This is a genomic window from Microbispora sitophila (assembly GCF_014892245.1).
Classification (GTDB): Bacteria; Actinomycetota; Actinomycetes; order Streptosporangiales; family Streptosporangiaceae; genus Microbispora; species Microbispora siamensis.
Genome location: NZ_JADBGC010000043.1, coordinates 27,380 through 46,966 on the forward strand (window position 1 = coordinate 27,380; position 19,587 = coordinate 46,966).

General features: G+C 68.6%; 19 protein-coding genes. 3 read left to right on the forward strand and 16 right to left on the reverse strand.

Going from position 1 to position 19,587, the window contains the following annotated elements; translation table 11 throughout:
- Position 1: 1 nt before the first annotated feature.
- The 7 genes from IL992_RS43640 to IL992_RS43665 form a co-directional block, all read right to left on the reverse strand.
- Positions 2-1,066, reverse strand: coding sequence for a sugar phosphate isomerase/epimerase family protein (locus IL992_RS43640; RefSeq protein ID WP_226874866.1), 1,065 nt, complete (start codon positions 1,064-1,066; stop codon positions 2-4).
- 10 nt (positions 1,067-1,076) lie between these two features.
- The gene (locus tag IL992_RS47325; RefSeq protein WP_226874867.1) at positions 1,077-1,475 is read right to left on the reverse strand and encodes a C-glycoside deglycosidase beta subunit domain-containing protein; all 399 of its coding nucleotides are present in this window, start codon (positions 1,473-1,475) and stop codon (positions 1,077-1,079) included.
- A complete protein-coding gene (locus IL992_RS43645; protein ID WP_193209155.1) occupies positions 1,475-2,569 on the reverse strand; it encodes a sugar phosphate isomerase/epimerase family protein in 1,095 nt (364 codons plus the stop codon). The genes IL992_RS47325 and IL992_RS43645 overlap by 1 nt, the downstream gene beginning before the upstream one ends.
- A complete protein-coding gene (locus IL992_RS43650) occupies positions 2,566-2,976 on the reverse strand; it encodes a C-glycoside deglycosidase beta subunit domain-containing protein (protein WP_226874868.1) in 411 nt (136 codons plus the stop codon). Before IL992_RS43650 ends, IL992_RS43645 begins: the two co-directional genes overlap by 4 nt.
- 56 nt (positions 2,977-3,032) lie before the next feature.
- Positions 3,033-3,875, reverse strand: a complete 843-nt coding sequence (locus tag IL992_RS43655; protein ID WP_193209157.1) for a carbohydrate ABC transporter permease — start codon at positions 3,873-3,875, stop codon at positions 3,033-3,035.
- Between the two features lie 14 nt (positions 3,876-3,889).
- Positions 3,890-4,828, reverse strand: coding sequence for a carbohydrate ABC transporter permease (locus tag IL992_RS43660; RefSeq protein WP_193209158.1), 939 nt, complete (start codon positions 4,826-4,828; stop codon positions 3,890-3,892).
- Positions 4,829-4,904: 76 nt separating this feature from the next.
- Positions 4,905-6,203, reverse strand: coding sequence for an ABC transporter substrate-binding protein (locus IL992_RS43665; RefSeq protein WP_193209159.1), 1,299 nt, complete (start codon positions 6,201-6,203; stop codon positions 4,905-4,907).
- A gap of 380 nt (positions 6,204-6,583) precedes the next feature.
- Between IL992_RS43665 and IL992_RS43670 the strand changes: the two genes are divergently transcribed.
- Positions 6,584-7,849 (forward strand): ROK family transcriptional regulator, encoded by a 1,266-nt coding sequence (locus IL992_RS43670; protein ID WP_319019217.1) that lies wholly within the window; start codon positions 6,584-6,586, stop codon positions 7,847-7,849.
- Positions 7,850-8,082: 233 nt separating this feature from the next.
- On the opposite strand, the gene IL992_RS43675 is transcribed toward IL992_RS43670, so the two are convergent.
- The 5 genes from IL992_RS43675 to IL992_RS43695 are packed head-to-tail and all read right to left on the reverse strand — an operon-like array spanning position 8,083 to position 13,379.
- Entirely contained in the window at positions 8,083-9,252 is a 1,170-nt protein-coding gene (locus tag IL992_RS43675) for an alpha/beta hydrolase family protein (protein WP_193209160.1), read from the reverse strand.
- A 44-nt stretch (positions 9,253-9,296) separates the two neighbouring features.
- Positions 9,297-10,265, reverse strand: coding sequence for a fumarylacetoacetate hydrolase family protein (locus IL992_RS43680; RefSeq protein ID WP_193209161.1), 969 nt, complete (start codon positions 10,263-10,265; stop codon positions 9,297-9,299).
- Positions 10,266-10,269: 4 nt separating this feature from the next.
- Positions 10,270-11,208: a VOC family protein gene (locus tag IL992_RS43685; RefSeq protein WP_193209162.1), complete on the reverse strand. Its 939-nt coding sequence runs from the start codon at positions 11,206-11,208 to the stop codon at positions 10,270-10,272.
- A gap of 35 nt (positions 11,209-11,243) precedes the next feature.
- Positions 11,244-12,374: an FAD-dependent monooxygenase gene (locus IL992_RS43690; protein ID WP_193209163.1), complete on the reverse strand. Its 1,131-nt coding sequence runs from the start codon at positions 12,372-12,374 to the stop codon at positions 11,244-11,246.
- Positions 12,375-12,389: 15 nt separating this feature from the next.
- Positions 12,390-13,379 (reverse strand): cyclase family protein, encoded by a 990-nt coding sequence (locus IL992_RS43695; protein WP_319019218.1) that lies wholly within the window; start codon positions 13,377-13,379, stop codon positions 12,390-12,392.
- Between the two features lie 92 nt (positions 13,380-13,471).
- On the opposite strand from IL992_RS43695, the gene IL992_RS43700 reads away from it, so the two are divergent.
- Entirely contained in the window at positions 13,472-14,401 is a 930-nt protein-coding gene (locus IL992_RS43700; RefSeq protein WP_226874870.1) for a LysR family transcriptional regulator, read from the forward strand.
- A gap of 741 nt (positions 14,402-15,142) precedes the next feature.
- Here the strand turns inward: IL992_RS43700 and IL992_RS43705 are convergent.
- The 4 genes from IL992_RS43705 to IL992_RS43720 are packed head-to-tail and all read right to left on the reverse strand — an operon-like array spanning position 15,143 to position 17,811.
- Positions 15,143-15,436, reverse strand: a complete 294-nt coding sequence (locus IL992_RS43705; RefSeq protein WP_193209164.1) for a DUF1330 domain-containing protein — start codon at positions 15,434-15,436, stop codon at positions 15,143-15,145.
- A gap of 33 nt (positions 15,437-15,469) precedes the next feature.
- The gene (locus IL992_RS43710; RefSeq protein ID WP_193209165.1) at positions 15,470-16,903 is read right to left on the reverse strand and encodes an MFS transporter; all 1,434 of its coding nucleotides are present in this window, start codon (positions 16,901-16,903) and stop codon (positions 15,470-15,472) included.
- Positions 16,900-17,358, reverse strand: coding sequence for a MarR family winged helix-turn-helix transcriptional regulator (locus IL992_RS43715; protein ID WP_226874871.1), 459 nt, complete (start codon positions 17,356-17,358; stop codon positions 16,900-16,902). Before IL992_RS43715 ends, IL992_RS43710 begins: the two co-directional genes overlap by 4 nt.
- A 24-nt stretch (positions 17,359-17,382) precedes the next feature.
- On the reverse strand, positions 17,383-17,811 hold the full coding sequence (locus tag IL992_RS43720) for a hypothetical protein (RefSeq protein WP_226874872.1): 429 nt from the start codon (positions 17,809-17,811) through the stop codon (positions 17,383-17,385).
- 999 nt (positions 17,812-18,810) lie between these two features.
- Between IL992_RS43720 and IL992_RS43725 the strand changes: the two genes are divergently transcribed.
- Entirely contained in the window at positions 18,811-19,443 is a 633-nt protein-coding gene (locus IL992_RS43725) for a hypothetical protein (protein ID WP_193209166.1), read from the forward strand.
- The last annotated feature ends 144 nt before the right edge of the window (positions 19,444-19,587 follow it).

Consider the following 19,587-nt stretch of genomic DNA (forward strand, 5'->3'; position numbering starts at 1 on the left):
GTCAGGCCTGCTTTCCTTCGTGGCTGAGGGTGTTCGAGATGGCACGGCGGATGAGGTCGTGCTGCCTGCGCACGAGATCGATGGGGTCGGCCTCGTCCAGGTCGGCGAAGGCATGGCCCTCCCACTCGCTGGAGAAGAAGCCCGAGTAGCCTCCGGTCACGAACTCGCGGACGATGGCCGGGTAGTCGATGGCCGGCTCGTCGCCGTTCTCGTCGATGTCGTAGAACTTGGCGTGGACGTGCACGATCTGCGGCATGATGTCGGCCCACTCGCGGGGGTCGACGTGCCCGTGCATGTTGAAGGCGAGCCGCGCGAACGAGCCGAGGCTCTCCGGCGTGATGCCGCGTGAGCGCAGATAGTCGACGAACTCGGCGTGCCGCTCGTTGATGCCGGAGTCCTTCGCCCAGATCTCCTGCAGCCGCGTCAGGTCCCGCGGCGCGAGCCCCTTCTTGGCGAGCCCGCGCAGCAGCGTGGGGGACATGCTGTGCATCGTCGAACTGAAGTCGGCGACGAAGCCCAGCCGAGGCGAGCCGATCTGGTCGTAGAGCTCACGGATCCGCACGACCTGCGGAGAGTTCGGGCCGAGGGGGGCGTGGATCTCCCAGCCGAGCGTGAGGTCGAGCTCTTCGGCCAGCGGCATCAGCCGGCGGATGAGCTCCGGTTTGGCGCTCTGGATGCGTACCAACGGGAAGCCCAGCGCCCGCGCGCTGCGGAACTGGGCGGCGGTGAACTCGAACTCCTCGTCCAGGGTCATGTCCCTGTCGCGGCGGCGGCCCATGTCGAGGTTCGCGCCGAACGAGCTCGGGGCGAACCCATGCCGGTCGAACGCCTCGTGCCACTCACGGACGAATTCGTCGGTGACCACGGGGTAGGTCCGGATCGTCTGAGATGCGACGATCTCGATGCCAGGCCCGATCCCGGCCGCGGCGACCATGTCGAGCAGTCCGTGCAGGTCGTAGCGGCCGGCGGCCCACTCGCTGGTCAGCGAGTAGAGCGTGAGACCGAGCTTGATGCCGCTGCCCGGTACGGCGGGCGCGGCCACGGGGGAGGGGACGGTCGTCGTCATCGGGGGCCTCTCAACGCGCAGTCAGCGTGCGGCGGTTGGTCGCGTGGTTGGTCACGTACGTCATGGGGGCGATCTGCATGTACGGAAGCCGTAGTTCGACGGCCACCTCGACATCGACCTCCTGGCCCTCCGCCGGCGGCTTCTCGCGTGGGACCACGACCTGGAGGCGGTCCTGGATGAACCAGAGCGTGTCCCACTGCTCCTTCAGCTCGTCGACGTGGTAGGCGCGGTCGCCCAGCTCGACCCGCAGGTCGTCGCGGGGGACGCGCTCCCCGTCCACTGTCACGGCGATGTCGCTGACACTCGACAGCCAGAGGCTGCGGTACCACGGCACCTTGAGGGCGACCGCCAGACCGCCGGGACGCCGGGTCAGGCTGTCCTCGGTCAGGACCGTGTCATCGGTGGCCATCAGATGTTCCCTCCTTCCCGCAGGCCCACCAGGCGGCGGGCCTCGGCCGGATCGACGATCACGCGAGAGCCGTTCGCGGCGGCGCTCGCACGGATGAGGGCCTGCTCACGGGCGACGACGTCGAAGGGGTCGTCCCAGTCGTTCCAGTGGAAGCCCTCCCACTCGCTGGAGATCGCTCCCGAGTAGCCGCTCCCGACCCACAGGTCGACCAGCTCGCGCACCGGCACCGACGGCTCGTCGCCGTCGGCGTCGATCTCGTAGAACTTTCCGTGGGTGTGCACGGCCCAGGGGAGTACCTCGGCCCAGTCGGACGCCGGCGCGTGGCCGAACAGTCCGGTGATGTTGACCGCCATCTCGATCGCCCGGTCACCGGCACCATGGCGGTGGGCCAGCTCCATGACCTGCCGGAACCACCGTCCGTGCTGCGGCTCGGTCATCGGGGGCCCCTCGGCGTGGTGCTCCCGCCACAGCTGCTCGATCCCCGTCAGAAGGTCCTCGTCGTACCCCGCCTCGCGATACTTGCGCAGCAGCGTCGACGGCACCGCCCGCAGCGACGCGCCCCAGTCGGGGACGAAGCCGAGCAGGGGCGACCCGAGCTTCTCGTAGCGTTCGAGCAGCGCCTGGATGCGCGGGTGCCTGGGGTGCTGGTGGGAGTGGATCTCCAGGCCGAGCCGGACGCCGTACTGTTCGGCCACCGGGAGCAGCCGCTCCATGTCGTCGGGGGTGAGCGAGATCTGCACCCGTACGACCGGGAAGCCGAGCTCGCGGGCGACGGCGATCTGGGGGCGCATGTAGTCGACGAGTTCCTCGTCGGTGAGCATCCGGTCGCGGCGCAGCCCGGCGTCGGCGTTCGCGCTGAGGCAGGTCGGTACGAGACCGGTCTCGTCGATCAGCGACCGGAAGCGTGTCACGAAACCGGGGTCGACGTCCGGGAATCCCTTGATGCTCTGGAAGCCGACGAGTTCCAGCCCGGGACCGAGACCACGGCGGGCCACCTCGCGCACCAGTTCCTCGAATGTGTACCGCCGCCCGTGAAAGGCGCGGGTGAAGCTGTAGAGCGTGACCCCCTGAACGGGCGTGCCGGGCGCGGTCATGCGGACCTGCCTTTCCGCGTCACCGTCAGCGGCATCGTCTTGGCGTCCTTCTCCTCGATCCTGAGAACCCCCAGGTCGGTGGTGATGTAGGGGATGTACAGGCTCAACGTCACGCTCACCCGGTGCTCGGCCCGGTCGTCCAGAACGGGCAGATCGCCCTCGAGCTCCGCCGAGTCGAGGACGTACCACCAGATGTCATGGCGGGCGGGTAGGTCGTCGAGCCGGTGGGAGCGACCGTCGACGGTCCAGGTGATGGAGTCACGCGGCACCTGCGCCCCGTCGACCGTCCACCGGACGTCGGCGACGGACGACAGCGGCAGGGCCCGGTACCAGGGCATGCGGACGGAGAGCCGCACCCGGTCTCCCCGGGCGGCCAGCGTCCCGGGCTCGATGATCTGTTCCGGCATCAATGCAGGCGTTCCTCAAAGGTGTGAGAGGGCTGCCGGGGGCAGGAAGGAAGGGGTCAGCCCTTCAGTCCGCCGGCGTAGCCCTGGATGAACTTCTTCTGGGCGAAGAAGTAGAAGGCGAGAATGGGAACCATCGAGATGATCACGACAGCGAAGATCAGGTTCCACTGTGAGACCAGTGAGCCGACGTAGTTGTACATGACCACCGGCAACGTCTGGAATCCCGAACCGTTCAGGAAGATCAGCGCGGTGAAGAAGTCGTTCCACACGATCAGGCCGGCGAGGATGGCGACCGTTCCGGTGGCCGGGCCCATGAGAGGGAACACCACCTGAGCGAAAATCCTGGTCCGGGAGGCGCCGTCGACCGTCGCCGCCTCCTCGTAGTCTCGCGGTAGCCTCCGGAAGAAGCCGCCGTAGAGGAATACCGACAGCGGGATGAGCATGCCGGTGTAGACCACGATCATCCCGAACGGCGTCCCCACCAGGCCGAGGTTGCGCGCCTCGACGTAGAGCGGCACGACACCGAGCTGGGTGGGCAGCAGGATTGCGATCATGAACAGGTAGTACGTCCGGGTACTCCAGCGGCTGGTGCTGCGGGCGAACACGTAGGCCGCGGGGGAGCCGATCACCACGAGGGCGGCGATGGTCCCGGCGGTGATGATCAAGCTGTTGAGCAACCCCTGGAATATGCTCGACGACGCGTCACTGGAGGGCGAAAGCAGCGTGACGAAGTTCTCGAAGGTCGGACTGACCGGGAAGGACAGCGACGACGTGGTGAGCACCTGATCCTGCGTCTTCAGCGACGTGGAGATCAGAAAATAGAAGGGCATCAACATCACGACCGCCGCCAGGATCGTGACGATCTCGAGGAGCAGCGTCTTCTTCGTGTAGTGGAACACGGCTTTCGTCCGATCTAGAGGCGGTCGCGGGTGGCGTACTGCTGGACGACGGTGAAGATGAGGATGAGCACGCTCAGCACCAGGGCCAGGGCCGCGCCGAAACCGAAATTGCTGAAGACGAACGTGTGCTGGTACACCTCTGTCGCCAGCGTCTGTGTGGCGCCCGCGGGGCCCCCGCCGGTGAGTGCGATGACCTGGTCGAAGATCCGCAGCCCCTGGATGAGTGATAGTGTCGTCGCGATCGCGATGGAGGGCTGGATCATCGGCATCGTGACCGACCGGAAACGACGCAGGGGGCCCGCGCCGTCCAGGGCGGCGGCCTCCTCCAGTTCCACGGGGACGGTGGCCAGGCCGGCGAGGTAGATCACCATCGTGAAGCCGATGTTCTGCCAGACCATGACGACGAGGACGGCCAGGAGCGCGAGCTTCGGGTCGGCCAGCCAGTCGCGCTGCCAGCTCTTCAGGCCGACGGCGTCGAGTGTCTCGTTGAGCGGGCCGTCGAAGGCGAAGATGAACTTCCAGATGTAGGAGACCGCGATCGGGGCGATGACCACGGGCATGAACAGCAGTGTCCGCAGGACGTATCGCGTCTTGAGGCCGCGGTTGAGGGCCAGTGCGAACAGCAGTCCCAGGATGTTGCTGCCGAGCACGAAGCCGAACGCCAGCAGCAGCGTGTTGACGAGCGCTCCGGTGAGTTCCTCCGTCTGGAAGATCCGTGTGAAGTTCTTGAGACCGATGAAGTCGAAGGAGCCGATGCCCGTCCAGTTGGTGAAGGCGTAGAAGGCGCCGCCGGCGGTCGTCGCGTAGATGAAGGCCAGCATGAGCGCCACGGCCGGCAGCGCCCACCACCAATAGCCGTAGCCGATGCGGTACGCGCGCTGTCTGCCTGCCGCCGGCTTCGGGGTCGCGGCCGTGGCTCCCACCGCGCCGGCTTGGCTTTCCGTCATGGTCATCTTGCCGTCCCTAGTCCCTGTTTCCGCGTCGGGCGGCGTGTGGGGCGGCAGATCCCACCCCGCACGCCGGCCGGGCTCAGCTGCTCCAGGCAGCGTCCATCGCCTTGAGCACGTCGTCGATCGTCTTCTGACCCGTGAGCAGGCCGGTCGCGCCGCTGCCGAGGGCGTCGTAAACCTGGCCGTTGGGCCAGGTGTCGATGCCGAAGGGGCGGTACTGCTTGTTCTTCAGCATGTCCGCGATGGGCTGGTACTGAGGCAGCAGGTCCGACGTTGCGATGTCGCTGCCCACCGGGATGCTGCCCTGTGCGTCGGCGAACTTCTTCGCCTCGTCCGGAGAGACGGAGAACTTGATGAAGTCCTGGACGAGCTTCGGGCTCTTCGTTTTCGCGTTGCCGGCCAGACCGATGTTGGCAGTCAGCGCAGCGTAGGTCTGCGTGCCCTGGGGCGCCGGGAACGGCAGCGCGATGAGCTTCACGTGCCCTTGCGCCGCGTCCATGATGTCCTTGGTCGCCCCGCTCGGTGCGAAGAAACCGAAGAGCTTGCCCTGGCTGGCGCCGTTGGTCAGGGCGTCGAAGCCGGCCCCCGCCGCGCCGTTCTGGAAGCAGCCCGACTTGTTCAGGTCGATCACGGCCTGCAGGGCGTCGCGCCACCCCTGCGTCTGCGCGAAGGTGGTCTTGCCGGCGGCCCGGTCCTGGTTCCAGGTCGGGTTCGGGCCGTACACGGTGGAGGAGGCGATCTCCATCGCCATGATGCCGGGGTTCTGCGGGACGGACCCGGCCAGCCCGAAGATCGACTTACCCGCCGCCTTCACCTTGCCGCACTGCGACAGCACGTCCTGGAGGGTGGATGAAGGCGTGACCGTCACACCGTTCTGCTTGGCGAGGTCGTCGTTGTAGACGATCGCGCTGATCGTCACGGCGGACGGCACCCCCAAGAGCTTGCCGTCGAGCGAATAGAGCTCTTCGGTGCCCTCGGGAAGGACGCTCTTGAGGCTGGAGTCCAGGTCCATCAGGAGGCCGGCCTTTCCGAGCTGGCCCACCGAGCCCGCCTGACCGGTGCCGGCGTTGATGTACATGACATCCGGTCCGTTGCCGGCCTGCATCTGCGTCGTCAGCGTCTGGTTGTAGGCGTTCAGCGCGATCCGGTTGGTCTTGATCGTGACGCCCGGATGCGCCTTCATGTAGTCCTGAGCGAGGGTTTCGTACGCCTTCTCGCCGGTGTTCGCGCTCGCGTAGGACAACGTGATGGTCTGCGGCTCTTCACCGTTGGCGGTGCTGCCGTCCTCGCCTCCGCAGGCGGCGAGGAGCAGGCCGGTGGCCAGAGGCAACGCCACGGCGGCAGCGCGGCGGCGGTGCCGGGCGATCGAGAACGTCATGGTGAGCCTTTCGAGGGCCGGGAAGAGGGGTGACAGTGAGTGAGGGATCCACTGGACGAATCGCGTATGTCGGGAGTGTTACAGCTATTCTGTCGGTAAACAACATAAGTTTGCTGATGGGCAGCATAGACCGGATCTATTGGGAGGCCGGGCGAACCACGGACCCTGCGATGGCCCGCCCGAACCCTCTGGCCACGGGAGTGCATCGCGGTTCCGCTCTCTGGAAATGGCCTCTCACATGCGATGTCTCCTGTCGGCAACCTGCTTCGGCCGCACCGGCCCGCCCGCAAGGGGCTCCTCCGGTCAAGCAGTCTGCTGCTACTTTTGTCGAGCATGATCGGAATTCCTGGCCTGTGTCCTAGGGGAAGCAAGGAGGGGAAGTGCCCTCTGGGCGGATGGACAGCCTGGCCGCCGTCCTCGCGGCGATCCGCGGCAGCCACGGGATGACCCAGCCGCTTATCTCCCGGCAGTTGGAGCTCGGCCGCAGCGTCGTCGCGGCGCGCATCGCGGAGCTGGAGTCGGCGGGGCTTGTGGCCCGCGCGGGGGTCGGTCCCTCCACTGGGGGGCGCGCTCCTCGTCAGCTGCGGCTGTGCGCGGAAGCCGGCCGGGTTGTCGGTGTGGACATCGGTGCGACCGGAATGGAGATCGGCGTCGCGGACCTCTCGGGTCGGGTGCTCGAGAGCGTGGAAGAGCCCGTTGACATCGCCGATGGCCCCGAGGTGATCATGGCCCGGGTTGAGCAGCTCGTCGACGGGCTACTGGCCCGGGCTGTGGAGGGGCGGAGTGTGTGGGGCATCGGGGTCGGTGTCCCAGGACCAGTCGAATTCGCGACCGGCCTTCCGGTGTCCCCGCCGATCATGCCCGGCTGGGACGGATACCCGATCCGTGATCGGTTGTCGCGCCGCTACGACGCGCCGACCTGGGTGGACAACGACGTCAACCTGCTGGCACTGGGGGAGCTGCGTACCAATGCCACCATAGGAGACGCGCAGGACCTGCTCTACGTCAAGATCGGCACCGGCATCGGGGCCGGGCTCGTGTCCGGTGGTCGGCTGCACCGGGGGACGAACGGGTGCGCCGGTGACATCGGGCACATCGCGGTCCCGGAGGCGGAGAACGTCATCTGTCGCTGTGGGAATGCCGGGTGTCTCGAGGCGGTCGCCGGCGGGGCGGCACTGGCGCGCGAGGGGCGGCGGCTGGCCGAGAGCGGGGGCAGCCGGGTGCTGGCGGAGATCCTGGCGGCGAAAGGCGCGCTGACCACCGCTGACGTCACGGTGGCCGCCGGGAGGGGAGACGCGGCGGCCCGCGCCCTCTTGGCCCGCGCCGGCCGGCTCGTCGGGACCGCGCTCGCCACGCTCGTCAGCTTCTACAACCCGGCGCTCGTCGTCCTCGGCGGCGGGGTGGTCAGCGCCGGTGACCACGTTCTGGCCGCCATTCGCGAGGCCGTCTACCGCCGCTCTCTTCCGCTCGCCACGCGGACACTGCGGGTCGAACCGACGTCTCTGGGAGAGGCGGGCCTCGCCGGGGCGGTGCACCTGGTTCTCGATGAGCTGTTCGCACCCCGCCTGCTCGCGCAGTGGCTCCCGTTCTCCACGCCCGCCGGGCATCCGGACCTGCCCTCGGCGGGGGAGCGCCCCGCGGCCTGAGCCGAGGAGGCCGTGCTCCCGTCCACCTCGCCAAGGTGACCGCGAGCACCAGACGCGGGGATTGCTCGCGGTCGCGGGCAGCGGGACAAGCCACGAGCGCGGCGCTACCCGCTCCCGGGCCGGTGGACCTCGACGACCCCGGCCTCGCCCTCAGGATGTGAGCGCATAACCCTGCTGTCGCCGAGCGTCAGTCATCGAATGTCCTTGTCGGCGGACTTCGGCTCGTGGCGCCGTCAGGCCGCGGGGCCGCCGAGTTCGGCGAAGGTGTCGGCGACCCAGTCGGCGATGAAGACGCTGACGTGGGGCAGATGGTCCAAGCCGATATGCTCCGTGGCCCCCTCCTCGGCGGTGAAGATCCGCAACTCCCGCTTGGGGGAGTTGACCGCCTGTTCGTAGGAGCGGTGTGCGTACTCCAGTGGGATCTGCCGGTCGTTCGCCCCGTGCGCGATGAGGAAGGGCACGGTGATCTTCTCGACGACGCCTTCCAGGTTCACCTGGTCGGCGAACTCGATGAACTCCCGCAGATCGGTGTGGCCCCACACCCACAAGACGTGCTCCCAGTAGTGCGGGACCGGCCGCTCGCCCTCCCGCTCGAGTCTGCGGCGCTGGACAGCGCCCCAGTCGTGGTTGGCGCCCCAAGCCACGCATAGGGCGAAGCGCTTCTCGAAGGCCGCGGCGCGGGGAGCGTAGTAGCCGCCCAGCGACCAGCCGACGATGCCGATGCGGCCGCGGTCGACGTCCGGCCGGGCTTCCAGCCAGTCGACCACCGCCCCGGCCCAAGCCTCGGCGTCGACGCGGGCGGTGAGCCCCTGCAGCCGGAGCGCCTCACCGGTGCCGGGCTGGTCGAGCATCAGGCAGGAGATGCCGCGTGCGGCCAGCTCCTCCCAGTGACTCGAGGAGTACATGTGCTCCTTGGTCGAGTCCAGCCCGTTGACCAGCACGACGACCGGCGCGGGGCCGGCGTCGGTGGCCGGGGCGGCGCTGAAGTAGGCCGGCAGCGTCGTGCCCTCGTAGGGGACGGCCACCCGGGAGACGCGCGGGTCCCTGAGGTCGAACGCCTTCTGCGCCAGCTCCAGCACCCGCTTGTAGGTCGGGATGCGGTTCGGGTCGGAGTTCGACAGCATCCGCTCGGCCTGACACAGGTAATTGGTCGCGCGGAAGTACAGCTGCCCGGCCGTACGGGTGTGCCCCGCCTTCTCCGCGTCCTGCGCCTGGGCGACCAGCTGGTCGGTGAGGGCGGTCCAGGCGCGTAGCAGGTCGGGCGTGCCGGCGTCCTCGCCCTGGGCAGCGGCCTCCTTGATCGGGCGGCACGCGCGGTCCACCTCGTCGATCAGCCCGCCCGAGTTCAGCGTGGCGACGACGCCGAGGTTCCAGACGTAGTTGCCCGGAAAATACTCAAACACTGTGGTTCCTCTCAAGCCGGAGCGCGGGCAGGGCGCACTCCTGATCAGGTAGTCCGCTGACGCGCCCGAGGCCGTGGCCGGGCCGCCTCGACAGGCGGCAGCTCGGGTCCGGGTACGACGCGGTTGCGGATGGTGCCGATACCCTCCACGGTCATCTCCACGACGTCGCCCGGTCGCAGCGGAGGAGGGCTGATCTCGCCGCGACGGCCCCACAGCTCCGCGAGGCAGCCGCCGTGGCCGCATGTGCCCGAACCGAGTACGTCGCCGGGACGCAGGACGGTGCCGCGGGCGGCGTAGGAGACGAGATCCTCGAATGGCCAGCCCATGTTCGACAGCAGGTCCTGACCCACCTCGACGCCGTTGACGCTGACCCGCATGTCGAGGGGCAGGAAGCCCTCGTCGTCCCGGTAGGGCTCCAGCTCGTCGGCGGTCACCAGCCAGGGGCCCAACGTGGTGGCGGAGTCCTTGCCCTTGGCCGGGCCGAGCAAGACCTTCATCTCCCGGCGCTGCAGGTCCCGGGCGGACCAGTCGTTGAGCACGGCGTACCCGAAGATCGCGTCACGGACTCGGTCCGGGGTCTCCGAAGCCACCTTCCGGCCGACCACGGCCGCGACCTCCAGTTCGAAGTCGAACAGCCGGGAGCCGGGAGGCACCGGTATGTCGTCGTGTGCACCGTAGAGTGGGTAGGGGTTGGTGAAGTAGAAGGTCGGCGCCTCGTACCACTCCGCCGCGACCCCGCCGCCATCGCCGACACTCATGACCACGCCCTCGACGTGCTCCTCGAACGCGACGAAGTCGCGAATCGTCTCCGGCTGCAGCGGCGGCAGCAGCCGGACACGGTCAAGCGGGACCGGCGGCGCGGACAGCGTGGCCGCCCCCGCCTCCAGCGCCGCGGGCAGCCCCGCGCGGACCAGGTCGAGCACGGTCACGCCGGCTGGAAGGGCGTGCAGCCCGTGCTCACCGACGACGCCGGCGGTGACGGTCCCGCCGTCTTCCCAGGTTGCGAACTTCATGGGCTCAGACCGGGGGTGCGACGAACAGACCCTGGTCGGGGTCGTTGAACGAGCGCTGCGCGACGAACTCGTTCATCGCGTTCGCGGTGCCCCACTGGTCGCTGACCTCGGGCTTGCTGAAGTCGTACACATGGGGGTGCCAGGTGTCCTCGTCGAGGACTTCCAGCTCGGTCGTGTACTCCATGGTGTTGCCGGACGGGTCAAGGAAGTAGCTGAAGGTGTTGTTGCCGGCCAGGTGCCGTCCGGGCCCCCAGATCTTCTCCACGCCGGCGCGCAGCACCCGGCCGGTGCCCCGCATGTACTCGTCCAGGCCGCGCATCTCGAACGAGGCGTGGTGCAGCGAGGGGTGCGGGCAGCGGGCGATCGCCAGGCTGTGGTGCCAGGCGTTGATCCGCATGAACCACATCATCTCGCCCATGCGAGGGTGCATCAGGGTGTCCGAGAGGGCGAACGAGAGGTGCTTTTCGTAGAAGGCGCGGGTGCTCTCAGGGTCGGCGGAGTTGATGACGACGTGCGAGAGTCGAACGGGGATCGACTCCCCCTCTTCGACCGCTCTGTGCTTCCGTACGGCGACATCGGCGCTGATCTCGATCGTACGGCCCTCATTGTCGAAGAACCGGAAGCCGTAACCGCCTCCGGGGGTCTGCAGGTCGCCCGGCTCCGTGATGAGCCGGACGCCGTCGCGGGCGAGGTTACCGGCGAGGGTGTCGACGTCGGCACGGCTGGCCGCGCCGAACGCGATGAGGTCGATGCGCTTGTCGGCCGACTCACGCAGCCGGACGACGTACTGCTCGGGCGACCCCTCGGCGGCCAGGAAGGTCAGGCCCGTGTCGCTGTGCTCGGCCTTGAGCCCCCAGAGGTTCGTGTAGAACTCGAGCTGCTTGGCATGGTCGGGCACGGCGAGGTCGACGTGCCGTAGATGGGTGATCAGACGTTCGGGCATCGGGTTTCTCCGGTAGTGGATCGGCCAGGGGTAGGTCAGGCGGGGCGGCTGACGAGCATCGCGATGGTTCGCATGAGGCCGGGAATGTCGCCCTGTTCGTGCGCGAGCTGCCAGGCGGCGAGCTGGTTGGAGGCGTCGACGACGGTCTTCGCGCGGTCCACACGGCGAGCGTGGAACTCGTCCCAAAGATCCTGATCGACGGCGTCATGAGTGATCAGGAGCTCCGTGAGGACGGCGGCGTCCTCAAGGGCCTGGGCGCCGCCCTGGGCGATGGTCGGCGGGCAGGTGTGCGCGGCGTCGCCGATGAGCACGACTCGCCCGCGGTTCCATGGCGGCGCGAGCACGTGGGTCTCGAACCACGTGTAGTTGACCCGGGAGGGATCGGTGAGCGTCTCCCGGATCTCGTCCCACGGTCCGTGGTAGGCCTGGGAGAGATCCCTCATGACGGCCAGTTGCTGCTCCGGCGTGAGGGTGGAGCGGTCCTGCGCGTCCTCCACGATGTACGCGTAGAGCGAGTCCTCACCGGTGGGGCAGTAGCCGGCGATGTAAGAGGGGCCGCCGTAGTAGAGGTCGGTGCGTGTCACGCCGGCCGGCCGCGGGCCGAAGCTCCGCCAGATGCCCATGCCGACCGACTTGGTCTCCAGGTCGATGCCCAGCGCACGGCGGGTCCAGGAGCGGATGCCGTCCGCACCGATCACGAGGTCGTACCGGCTGGCGGACTCGTCGGAGAAGGTGACGGCGACCCCGGGGTCGTCCTGGCGCAGTTCGGTGAACGTCGTCCCGTACCGGATCTTGACGCCCACCTCGCCGGCGCGGTCGTGCAGGATGCGGGCCAGCTCGGGGCGGGACATCCCCATGACGGCGGGATAGTCCGGGCCGCCGGTCTTGGCATCCGGGAGCTCGAAGAGCACCGTGCCGTCCGGGTCAGGCGCCCGGATGCCGGTGACGTCGAAAGGGTAGCCGCGCTCGCGCGCGCGTTCCCAGACCCCCAGCCTGTCGAGCTCGCGGAGCGCGTTGCCTTGGAGGGTGATCCCCGAGCCGAGCGCGGTGACCTCCGGCTTGATCTCCACCAGGTCCACTGCCACCCCGGCGGAGGCCAGGTGTATGGCTGCTCCGGCGCCGGCCAGGCCGCTGCCGACGATGAGGACGTTCTTCACGGCGGGCATGTCAGGACTCCTTGATCACTTGACTGCGATCGGATTGACCGGGGCGCCCACGGCACCGGTCACGGGCAGGGGAGCGGCGGTGAGGAAGAAGTCCCAGATGCCGTCGGCGGCGCAGTCCGCGGCCAGCGCGTCGAGGTCCCACATCTCACCGATGAACAGCCCCATGTTGGGGATGGCGACCTGGTGCAGCGGCTGGAAGGCGACGTCGAACTCATTGGGGCGCACCTCGAAGCCCCAGGTGTCGGTGGCGATGCCGGCGATCTCGGTGTCGTGCAGCCAGTCCGCCGTGGTGAACGACAGGCCGGGGGAGGGCCCGCCGGCGTAGTCGCCCCAGCCCTCTCGCCGTGCCCGTGCAAGCCGGCCCGTACGCACCAACAGCAGATCGCCGCGGCCGACATGCGCCGACTCGCCCTGGGCGGCGATGGTCGCCTCGAGGTGCTCGGTGGTGATGGCGAAGCCGTCGGGCAGTTCGCCGTCGGTCCCGATGGCCCGGCCGACGTCGAGGAGCACCCCACGGCCGCAGATGAGCGAGGCCACGGTCTCGATGCCGGTGACCGCGTCGCCGTCGCTGGTCACGACGTCACCCGCGCGGCGGCCGTTCCAGGCGCGGCCGTGGTCGAAGATATGCCCGAGGCCGTCCCATTGAGTGGAGGCCTGCAGCGGCATGAAGATCACATCGTCGGCGCCGCCGAGCCCATGTGGGAAGCCCTGCGTGCCGCGCTCGGCGTCGGTCCCGGTGTCGAGCATCGTGTGCACCGGGTTGGTGCGCCGCCGCCAGCCCTTCTGCGGACCATTCATGTCGAACGACTGGGCGAGCGAGAAGCTCACTCCCCGGCGCACCAGCGCCGCGCCCTCGCGGCGCTTGGCCTCGTCGAGGAAGTTCAGTGTGCCGAGCACATCGTCATCGCCCCAGCGACCCCAATTGGAGTTCCGTTTGGCGGCGGCGGCGATGGCTCCCTCGGGATCCGCAGGGTCCAGGGGCGCCATGGCGGGGACGTGGGGCACGAAGGTCCTCTCTCGGGTCGGGGATGTGGACCATGGTGCGGGAGGGATGGTTATCAGGGAAGACGCAATGGGTGATGCCGCTCATCAGTGCCATGGATAAGCTGCTGGTCATGCGGCTCTCGAACCTGGACCTCAACCTGCTGGTGTCTCTCGACGCGCTGCTCGACCAGCGCAGCGTCACCCGGGCCGCCCAGCAGCTGGGGCTGAGCCAGCCGGCGCTGTCGGCGTCGCTGGCACGGCTGCGTCGGCACTTCGGTGACGAGCTGCTCACCCGGGTGGGCAACGAGTACCGGCTCAGCCCGCTCGCCGCGCAGCTCAAGCCGCGGGTGCGGTTGGCCCTCGATGGTGTGGAGCGGATTTTCACCGCGCAACCGGTCTTCGACCCGAAGGAGTCCAGCCGGGAGTTCAGCGTCCTGCTCAGCGACTATGCCTGTGCGGTCCTCGGCAACGTCCTGACCGAGCTGCTGGGGCAGGAGGCGCCGGGCGCCCGTCTAAGACTGATGCACAACACCCCTGCTGCGGTCGACCACGCCGAGCAGACGTTGCTGACAACGGACCTGCTGGTGGTGCCGCACGGCTTCGTCACCGACCTACCCCACGCGGAGGTGCTGCGGGACAGGTGGGTGCTGGTGGTCTCGGCGGACAACCCCGACGTCGGTGACACGCTCACCATCGAGCAGATTGAAGCCATGCCATGGGTCGCGACCTACTACGGGCCGACTGCGTCCACTCCGGCTGCCCGGCAGATGCGGATGCTCGGGATCGAGCCGCGGGTCCAGGTCGTGACGGAGAGTTTCCTGACCATCCCCGGCCTCGTCGCCGGGACGCGCCGGATCGCGCTGCTGCAGGAGCGGCTGGTGCGCCTGCTCTCGGTCGACGTCGGGATCCGCTCGCTGCCCTGCCCTTTCGAAGTCGGCCCGCTGGTCGACGCAATGTGGTGGCACCCGGTCTACGACCGCAATCCCGAGCACGCCTTCTTTCGCGACCTGCTCCTGCGCGCCGCCCAACAGGTGAGCGGCTAGTTGTGCAACTGACGGGGCCGGGTTACACCTGAATCGTCTTCTGCTTGAGGCGTTCGTAGCTCAAATCCCACCGTCCCGACACTGTTCTAGCAGGTCAGAGCCACAGTTCCCAAGATCGGGGGATTGTGGCTTTTCTGTTGTGTCACCCAGGTGTCATCAAGAGCCGCCCCCCGGGCCGTGCCGCCCGGTGACAGATGTATGTCCAGCGTGTCATCGCATTCGCCGGTCCTGTGGCCGGGGGAGCGCCTCGTGTTCAAACGGACTGAGAGATCTACACCGTAAAGGACTCAGCTTCTGAGCGGTGCGAACTTGATCGACAACGCATCCGCAGGGGGAAGCCATCGCAGACGCCCGTGGCTGTTGTGGCGACCTTCCTGGCTACGGCTTGGTGACCGTCGTTCGCCACACCGACGCCGAGTAGCGCGGAGAGCTACGAGCCGCGGCTGGGGCAGCAGTGCGTTGTCACCTGTAGCGAGCATCGGTAGGTTCCGATCATGTCCGACGCTGACTTCAAGACCTGGCGCATCCTCACCAAACTCCGCACGAGCCCCGCTCGCGCCACCAACCTGCTCCGCGCCCTGCTCGTCCTGACGAACCTCGAACTCGACCGCTGACAGACGATCAAGACCGAAGACAGCCGCCCACGACCAGCACGAGCACCCACGAACCCCGCCACACCAGCAGCCGCACCAGCGAAAACCAAGATGGTGGATCTTCAGTGAAGATCCGACTGGACCTCGGTCAGTCGATGCCTTCGACGATGCGGAAGTCGCGCTCGACACCGTCGGAGAGGGCGACCAGCGCCTCCTGGTAGGCCGCACTCTCGTGCGCCGCGACGGCCTGCTCGAAGCTGTCGAACTCGATCAGGACGGTGCGCTCGGCGATTCCGGCGTCGTGCGCCACGACCCGACCGCCACGGACGAGGGTCCGACCGCCCCCGGCCCGGACTGCCGGACCGGCCAGCTTGTTGTAAGCAGCCAGCTTCTCAGGGTCTGAAATGGTGCGGTAGACGCTGACCCAGTAGCCCTTGGGCATGGAACCTCCAGTGTTGGGATGAGTGCATCTGACTTACGGGTTGGTCTCGGACGAGCGTCGGCGGGCGAGAGCGAGGCTTGTCAGCGTCGTGATCGCCATGGCGCCGATGCCGACCAGGGCCGCGGTGGTGTAGGCGCTGTCGTCGGGGAAGAGGTGGCCGGGGCCGGTGCCCGCGGCGAGGATCAGGCCGCCGATGGCGCTGCCCAGGGAGTACCCGACGCTGCGGACGACGTAGTTGAAGCTCATGGCGCTCGACGTCTCGCTCTTGGGGGTCACGGCCAGGATGACGCCGGGCATCGCGGCCGAGAAGCCGCCGACGCCGAAGCCGAGCACGCCCATCGCCGCGAACAGTTCGGCCAGGTCCGACCGGGCCGCCGCAAACAGGGCGAACCCGCCGCCGACCACGACGGCGCTGCCGGCCAGGAGCAGGGTGTCGGCGATCCGCGTCCGGACCCGCGGCGTGAGCTTGCCGGCGACGAACCCCAGCACCGAGAACGGGATGAGGACCAGCCCGGCGACGAAGGTCGTCAGCCCGAAGCCGTAGCCGGCGCCGTGCGGCGTCTGCGCGTACCGGGTGATGAGCGTGAGCAGGAGGTACATGCCGATCCCGCCGACGAACATGGCGAGGTTCGCCCCGGCGACCGCCGGGTGCCGCACCGCCCGCACATCGACCAGGGGCGTCGTGCTGCGCAGCTCGATGACGGCCCAGACGCAGAGCAGCACCACCGCGACGACGGCGAGGCCCGCCGCCACGGCGAGGTGCCGGCTCCACAGATTCCGTTCGCCGGCGAGGAACAGCACCAGGAGCAGCGCAGCGGCCAGGACGACCGCGCCTGCCACGTCCACGTGGGCGGAGCGGCCTTCGGGGGCTTCGGGCATGGAGCGCCACGCGGTCAGGAGGGCGGCGGCGGTGACGACCAGGCCGAGGCCGTAGGCGGCCCGTACCCCGCCGAGCTCGGCGAGCAGTGCGGCCAGCGGGTAGCCGACGCCGGCCCCGATGATCGAGACCACCGAGATCAGGGCGATCACGGCCGCGCTGCGCTCCTCGGGGAGGTGGTCCCGGGCCACGCCCATCATCAGCGCCGTCAGCCCGAGCCCGACGCCCTGGGCCGCCCTGCCTGCCAGCAGCCACGCGAACGGCAGCGGCAGCACGGTGAGCACGCTGCCGGCGACGACGACCGCCAGCGTGGCGAGGATCGTGGCCCGCCGGTGCGGGCCGGCTCCGAGCCGGCCCAGGACCGGCGTGGCGACGGCGCCGCTGAGCAGCGCGACGGTCAGCGTCCACTGCGCGCTGCCGAGCGAGACGTGGAACGAGGTCGCCACGCTGGTGATGAGCGGCGTCCCGAGGCTGGCGACCGCCGCCACGACCAGAGCGATGAACATCAGGGCGGGGACCAGCAGCCGCGCCTCGGAACGCACCACCGGGAACGCCTTCACCGCGACCCCGTCGACCGGCTGCCCGGTCACTGCTTCGGCCCTTCGCGGTCCTGGCTTTCGAGCTCTGCCAGATGCTTAAGCGCCGGAAGGGCCGCCACCAGCGCCTCGACCTCGTCGCCGGTGAGCTCGCCGATCAACCGCTCGAACGCATGGACACCCGCCTGGCGCCGCGTCCGGACATAGGAGGCGCCGGCCTCGGTCAGGCACACCAGCGTGACCCGCTTGTCGGACGCGTCGCCCCGCCGCTCGACCAGGCCGGACTCCTCCATCACCCGGACCAGGGCGGTCATCGCGGGCTGGGTGACGCCCTCGACCGCGGCCAGATCGGTGATGCGCCGCGGGCCGGTCCGGTCCAGGGTGGCCAGGGTGGCGGCGGACGTCAGACTCATGTCCCGGGGCAGGCGTCTCGCGGCCCTGGTGGCCAGGGCGTAGAGGGCTGCCCCGATGGCGGCGGACGCGCCAGGAGCGGGGTCTTGACGACTCATGCTCGAAGCATAGCGTTTTTATATTCATAGTTTATGGAAATGGTCGGCCAGCCGGTTCAGCTTCGCCCGCAGCGGCTTCAGCTTGCCCCGCACCTCGACCGGCAGGCCGAGCACCTCGCCGACGGCCCGGACCGTGACCGGCCCGGCCGCCTCCCGCACGATGGCCACCAGCCGCTGATAGTCCTGCGGCAGCACGTCGGGGTCGATACCGGCGGCGCGGGCCGGGATCAGCAGCATCGACCGGCCGCCCACCTGGACCTCCGGCGCCGGCGGCGCGAGCGACAGGTACTCCCCGAAGCCCTGCTCGCTGATCCGCTGCACGACCCGCCCGGCCACCACCAGCTCATCACGCTCGACCCGCACATCGGCCAGCTGCTTGACCAGCTCCTCTTCCAGCAGGTCCAGCTCGGCACGTCGCGTGGCGATCCGCTCCAGCATCCCCTCATCCGTCATGACACTCCAGCGTGGGAACCGCACCGGCCACCACGAGCCGGAACAGCCCACGAACCACCCTGACGAACGATCCACACCCAAGACACCCGCACACGACCAGCACGAGCGCCTACGAACCCTGCCACACCAGCACCCTCACGAGGGAATCAAGATGGTAGATCTTCAATGTTCATGACGCGGTGCCCCTGCGGCTGTCAGCGCCCCTAGACCGGGTGTGCGCGTGGTCGGTGGCGAGGGTGTCAGGAACAGTTGCTCCGCGTGGCGTCGCCCGACCGGAAGGAAACCCTGATCGTGAAGTTCCGCCCCTGCCTTGCCTTGGTCGCCATCGCCGCGGCAACGCTGCCGCTGACCGCTGCCCTGCCCGCCCACGCCGCTAACCAGGACAGAGTGAGGGTCGATAGAGTCGTGCTCCCCGCCCAATCCTCTCCCACAGCGACCGTGAAGGGACGAGCCACCTGCGACGGGCGGCGGAAACGGAAAGATCGTGATCATTACCCTGGAACAGGCCGAATGGGGCGGTTATGGGTGGGCCACAAGCGACTTCCCCTGCGACGGCGAGGTCCACCACTTTGCTGTCGAGGTCACCAGCCAACGCGCTCCCTGGGTTCAGGGGCGGGGGCACGTAAAGGCCGCGGTCTTGGACAGGTCCGGCTCCGGCCTCCAGAACGAGCGCGATATTTCCTTTCTTGTTGCGTCCTGACCTGAGGGATCGGGCGATCTGGCTGCCTCACACGCCAATCCACGACACCCCGGACGCCGACGCGTACTGCGACCGTACGACCCGGCGCGGCATGGGCAGGCGTTCACTCCCTCGAGGGCAAGGTCTTCGGCTGCCCGGCGCCGTACCTGCCGGTGCGGGCCATAGCCGCCGCGCTGCGCGGGCACCTGGCCCCGGCCGAGCGAGAACTCCTCGCCCACCTGGTTACCGCGAAGGATGCATGAGCTGCACCTGTGGCGCGCGGCCTGTGTCCGTGCTCCCACGCCTGTCATGGAGGGGCGATGACACAGTCCTTATGGAATGTCCCGGACGACTTCTGGGAGCAGCAACGGCGGTCCCGCTGGGCGCGCACGCTCTACCTGTCCATGCACGGCGAACCCGAACGCAAAGGCCCAAGGGGGAAACGCTCATCCGTCGCGTTCCAGCAGCAGGTGCTCGATCAGATGACGGCCATGCGGCGGCGTCCCTTCACCGGGCCCATCGTGCTGGACCTGCAGTTCTACACGAAGCGCAGGAACCCGCCGGCGATCCATCAGCTCGCTAAGAACGTCCTTGACCTTCTCGGTACGGCCGACGCACGTCGCCGGGATGGCCCGATGTCACGCCAGGCCAGGCGTGACCCAGTTCAAGGACAGCGAGCTGCCCGCCGGCGTCGCGCGCGACCCTCGGTCTCATTCAATCTCTCGCCGGACGCGGCGAGCAGTCCGGTGCGGAAGTTGCCCGGCTCGACGATGAGCGCGGTTACGCCCAATGGGCGACCGTCCCCAGGTGGGAAGAGCGGCGACGTGGCTACCTCCGGCGTTGTTCACGAGGATGTCGATGCGACCATGTCGAGCGATGACCTCGGCCACTGCCTCGTCATGGCTCAGGTCTGGGGGAGGGCGCTAGCTTCTGCGCGGATCACGCCTGCTTGATGCTGACCTGCTTGAGCATGACGGCGGCGCTCCAATACTGGACCAGTGTCGACGCTCGAAAACGGACCCATCTACCGGCCTCATGGGCCTAGATCGGGAAGGTGCTGAGCGTGGAGGACTGGGCGGAGATACGCCGGCTGCACC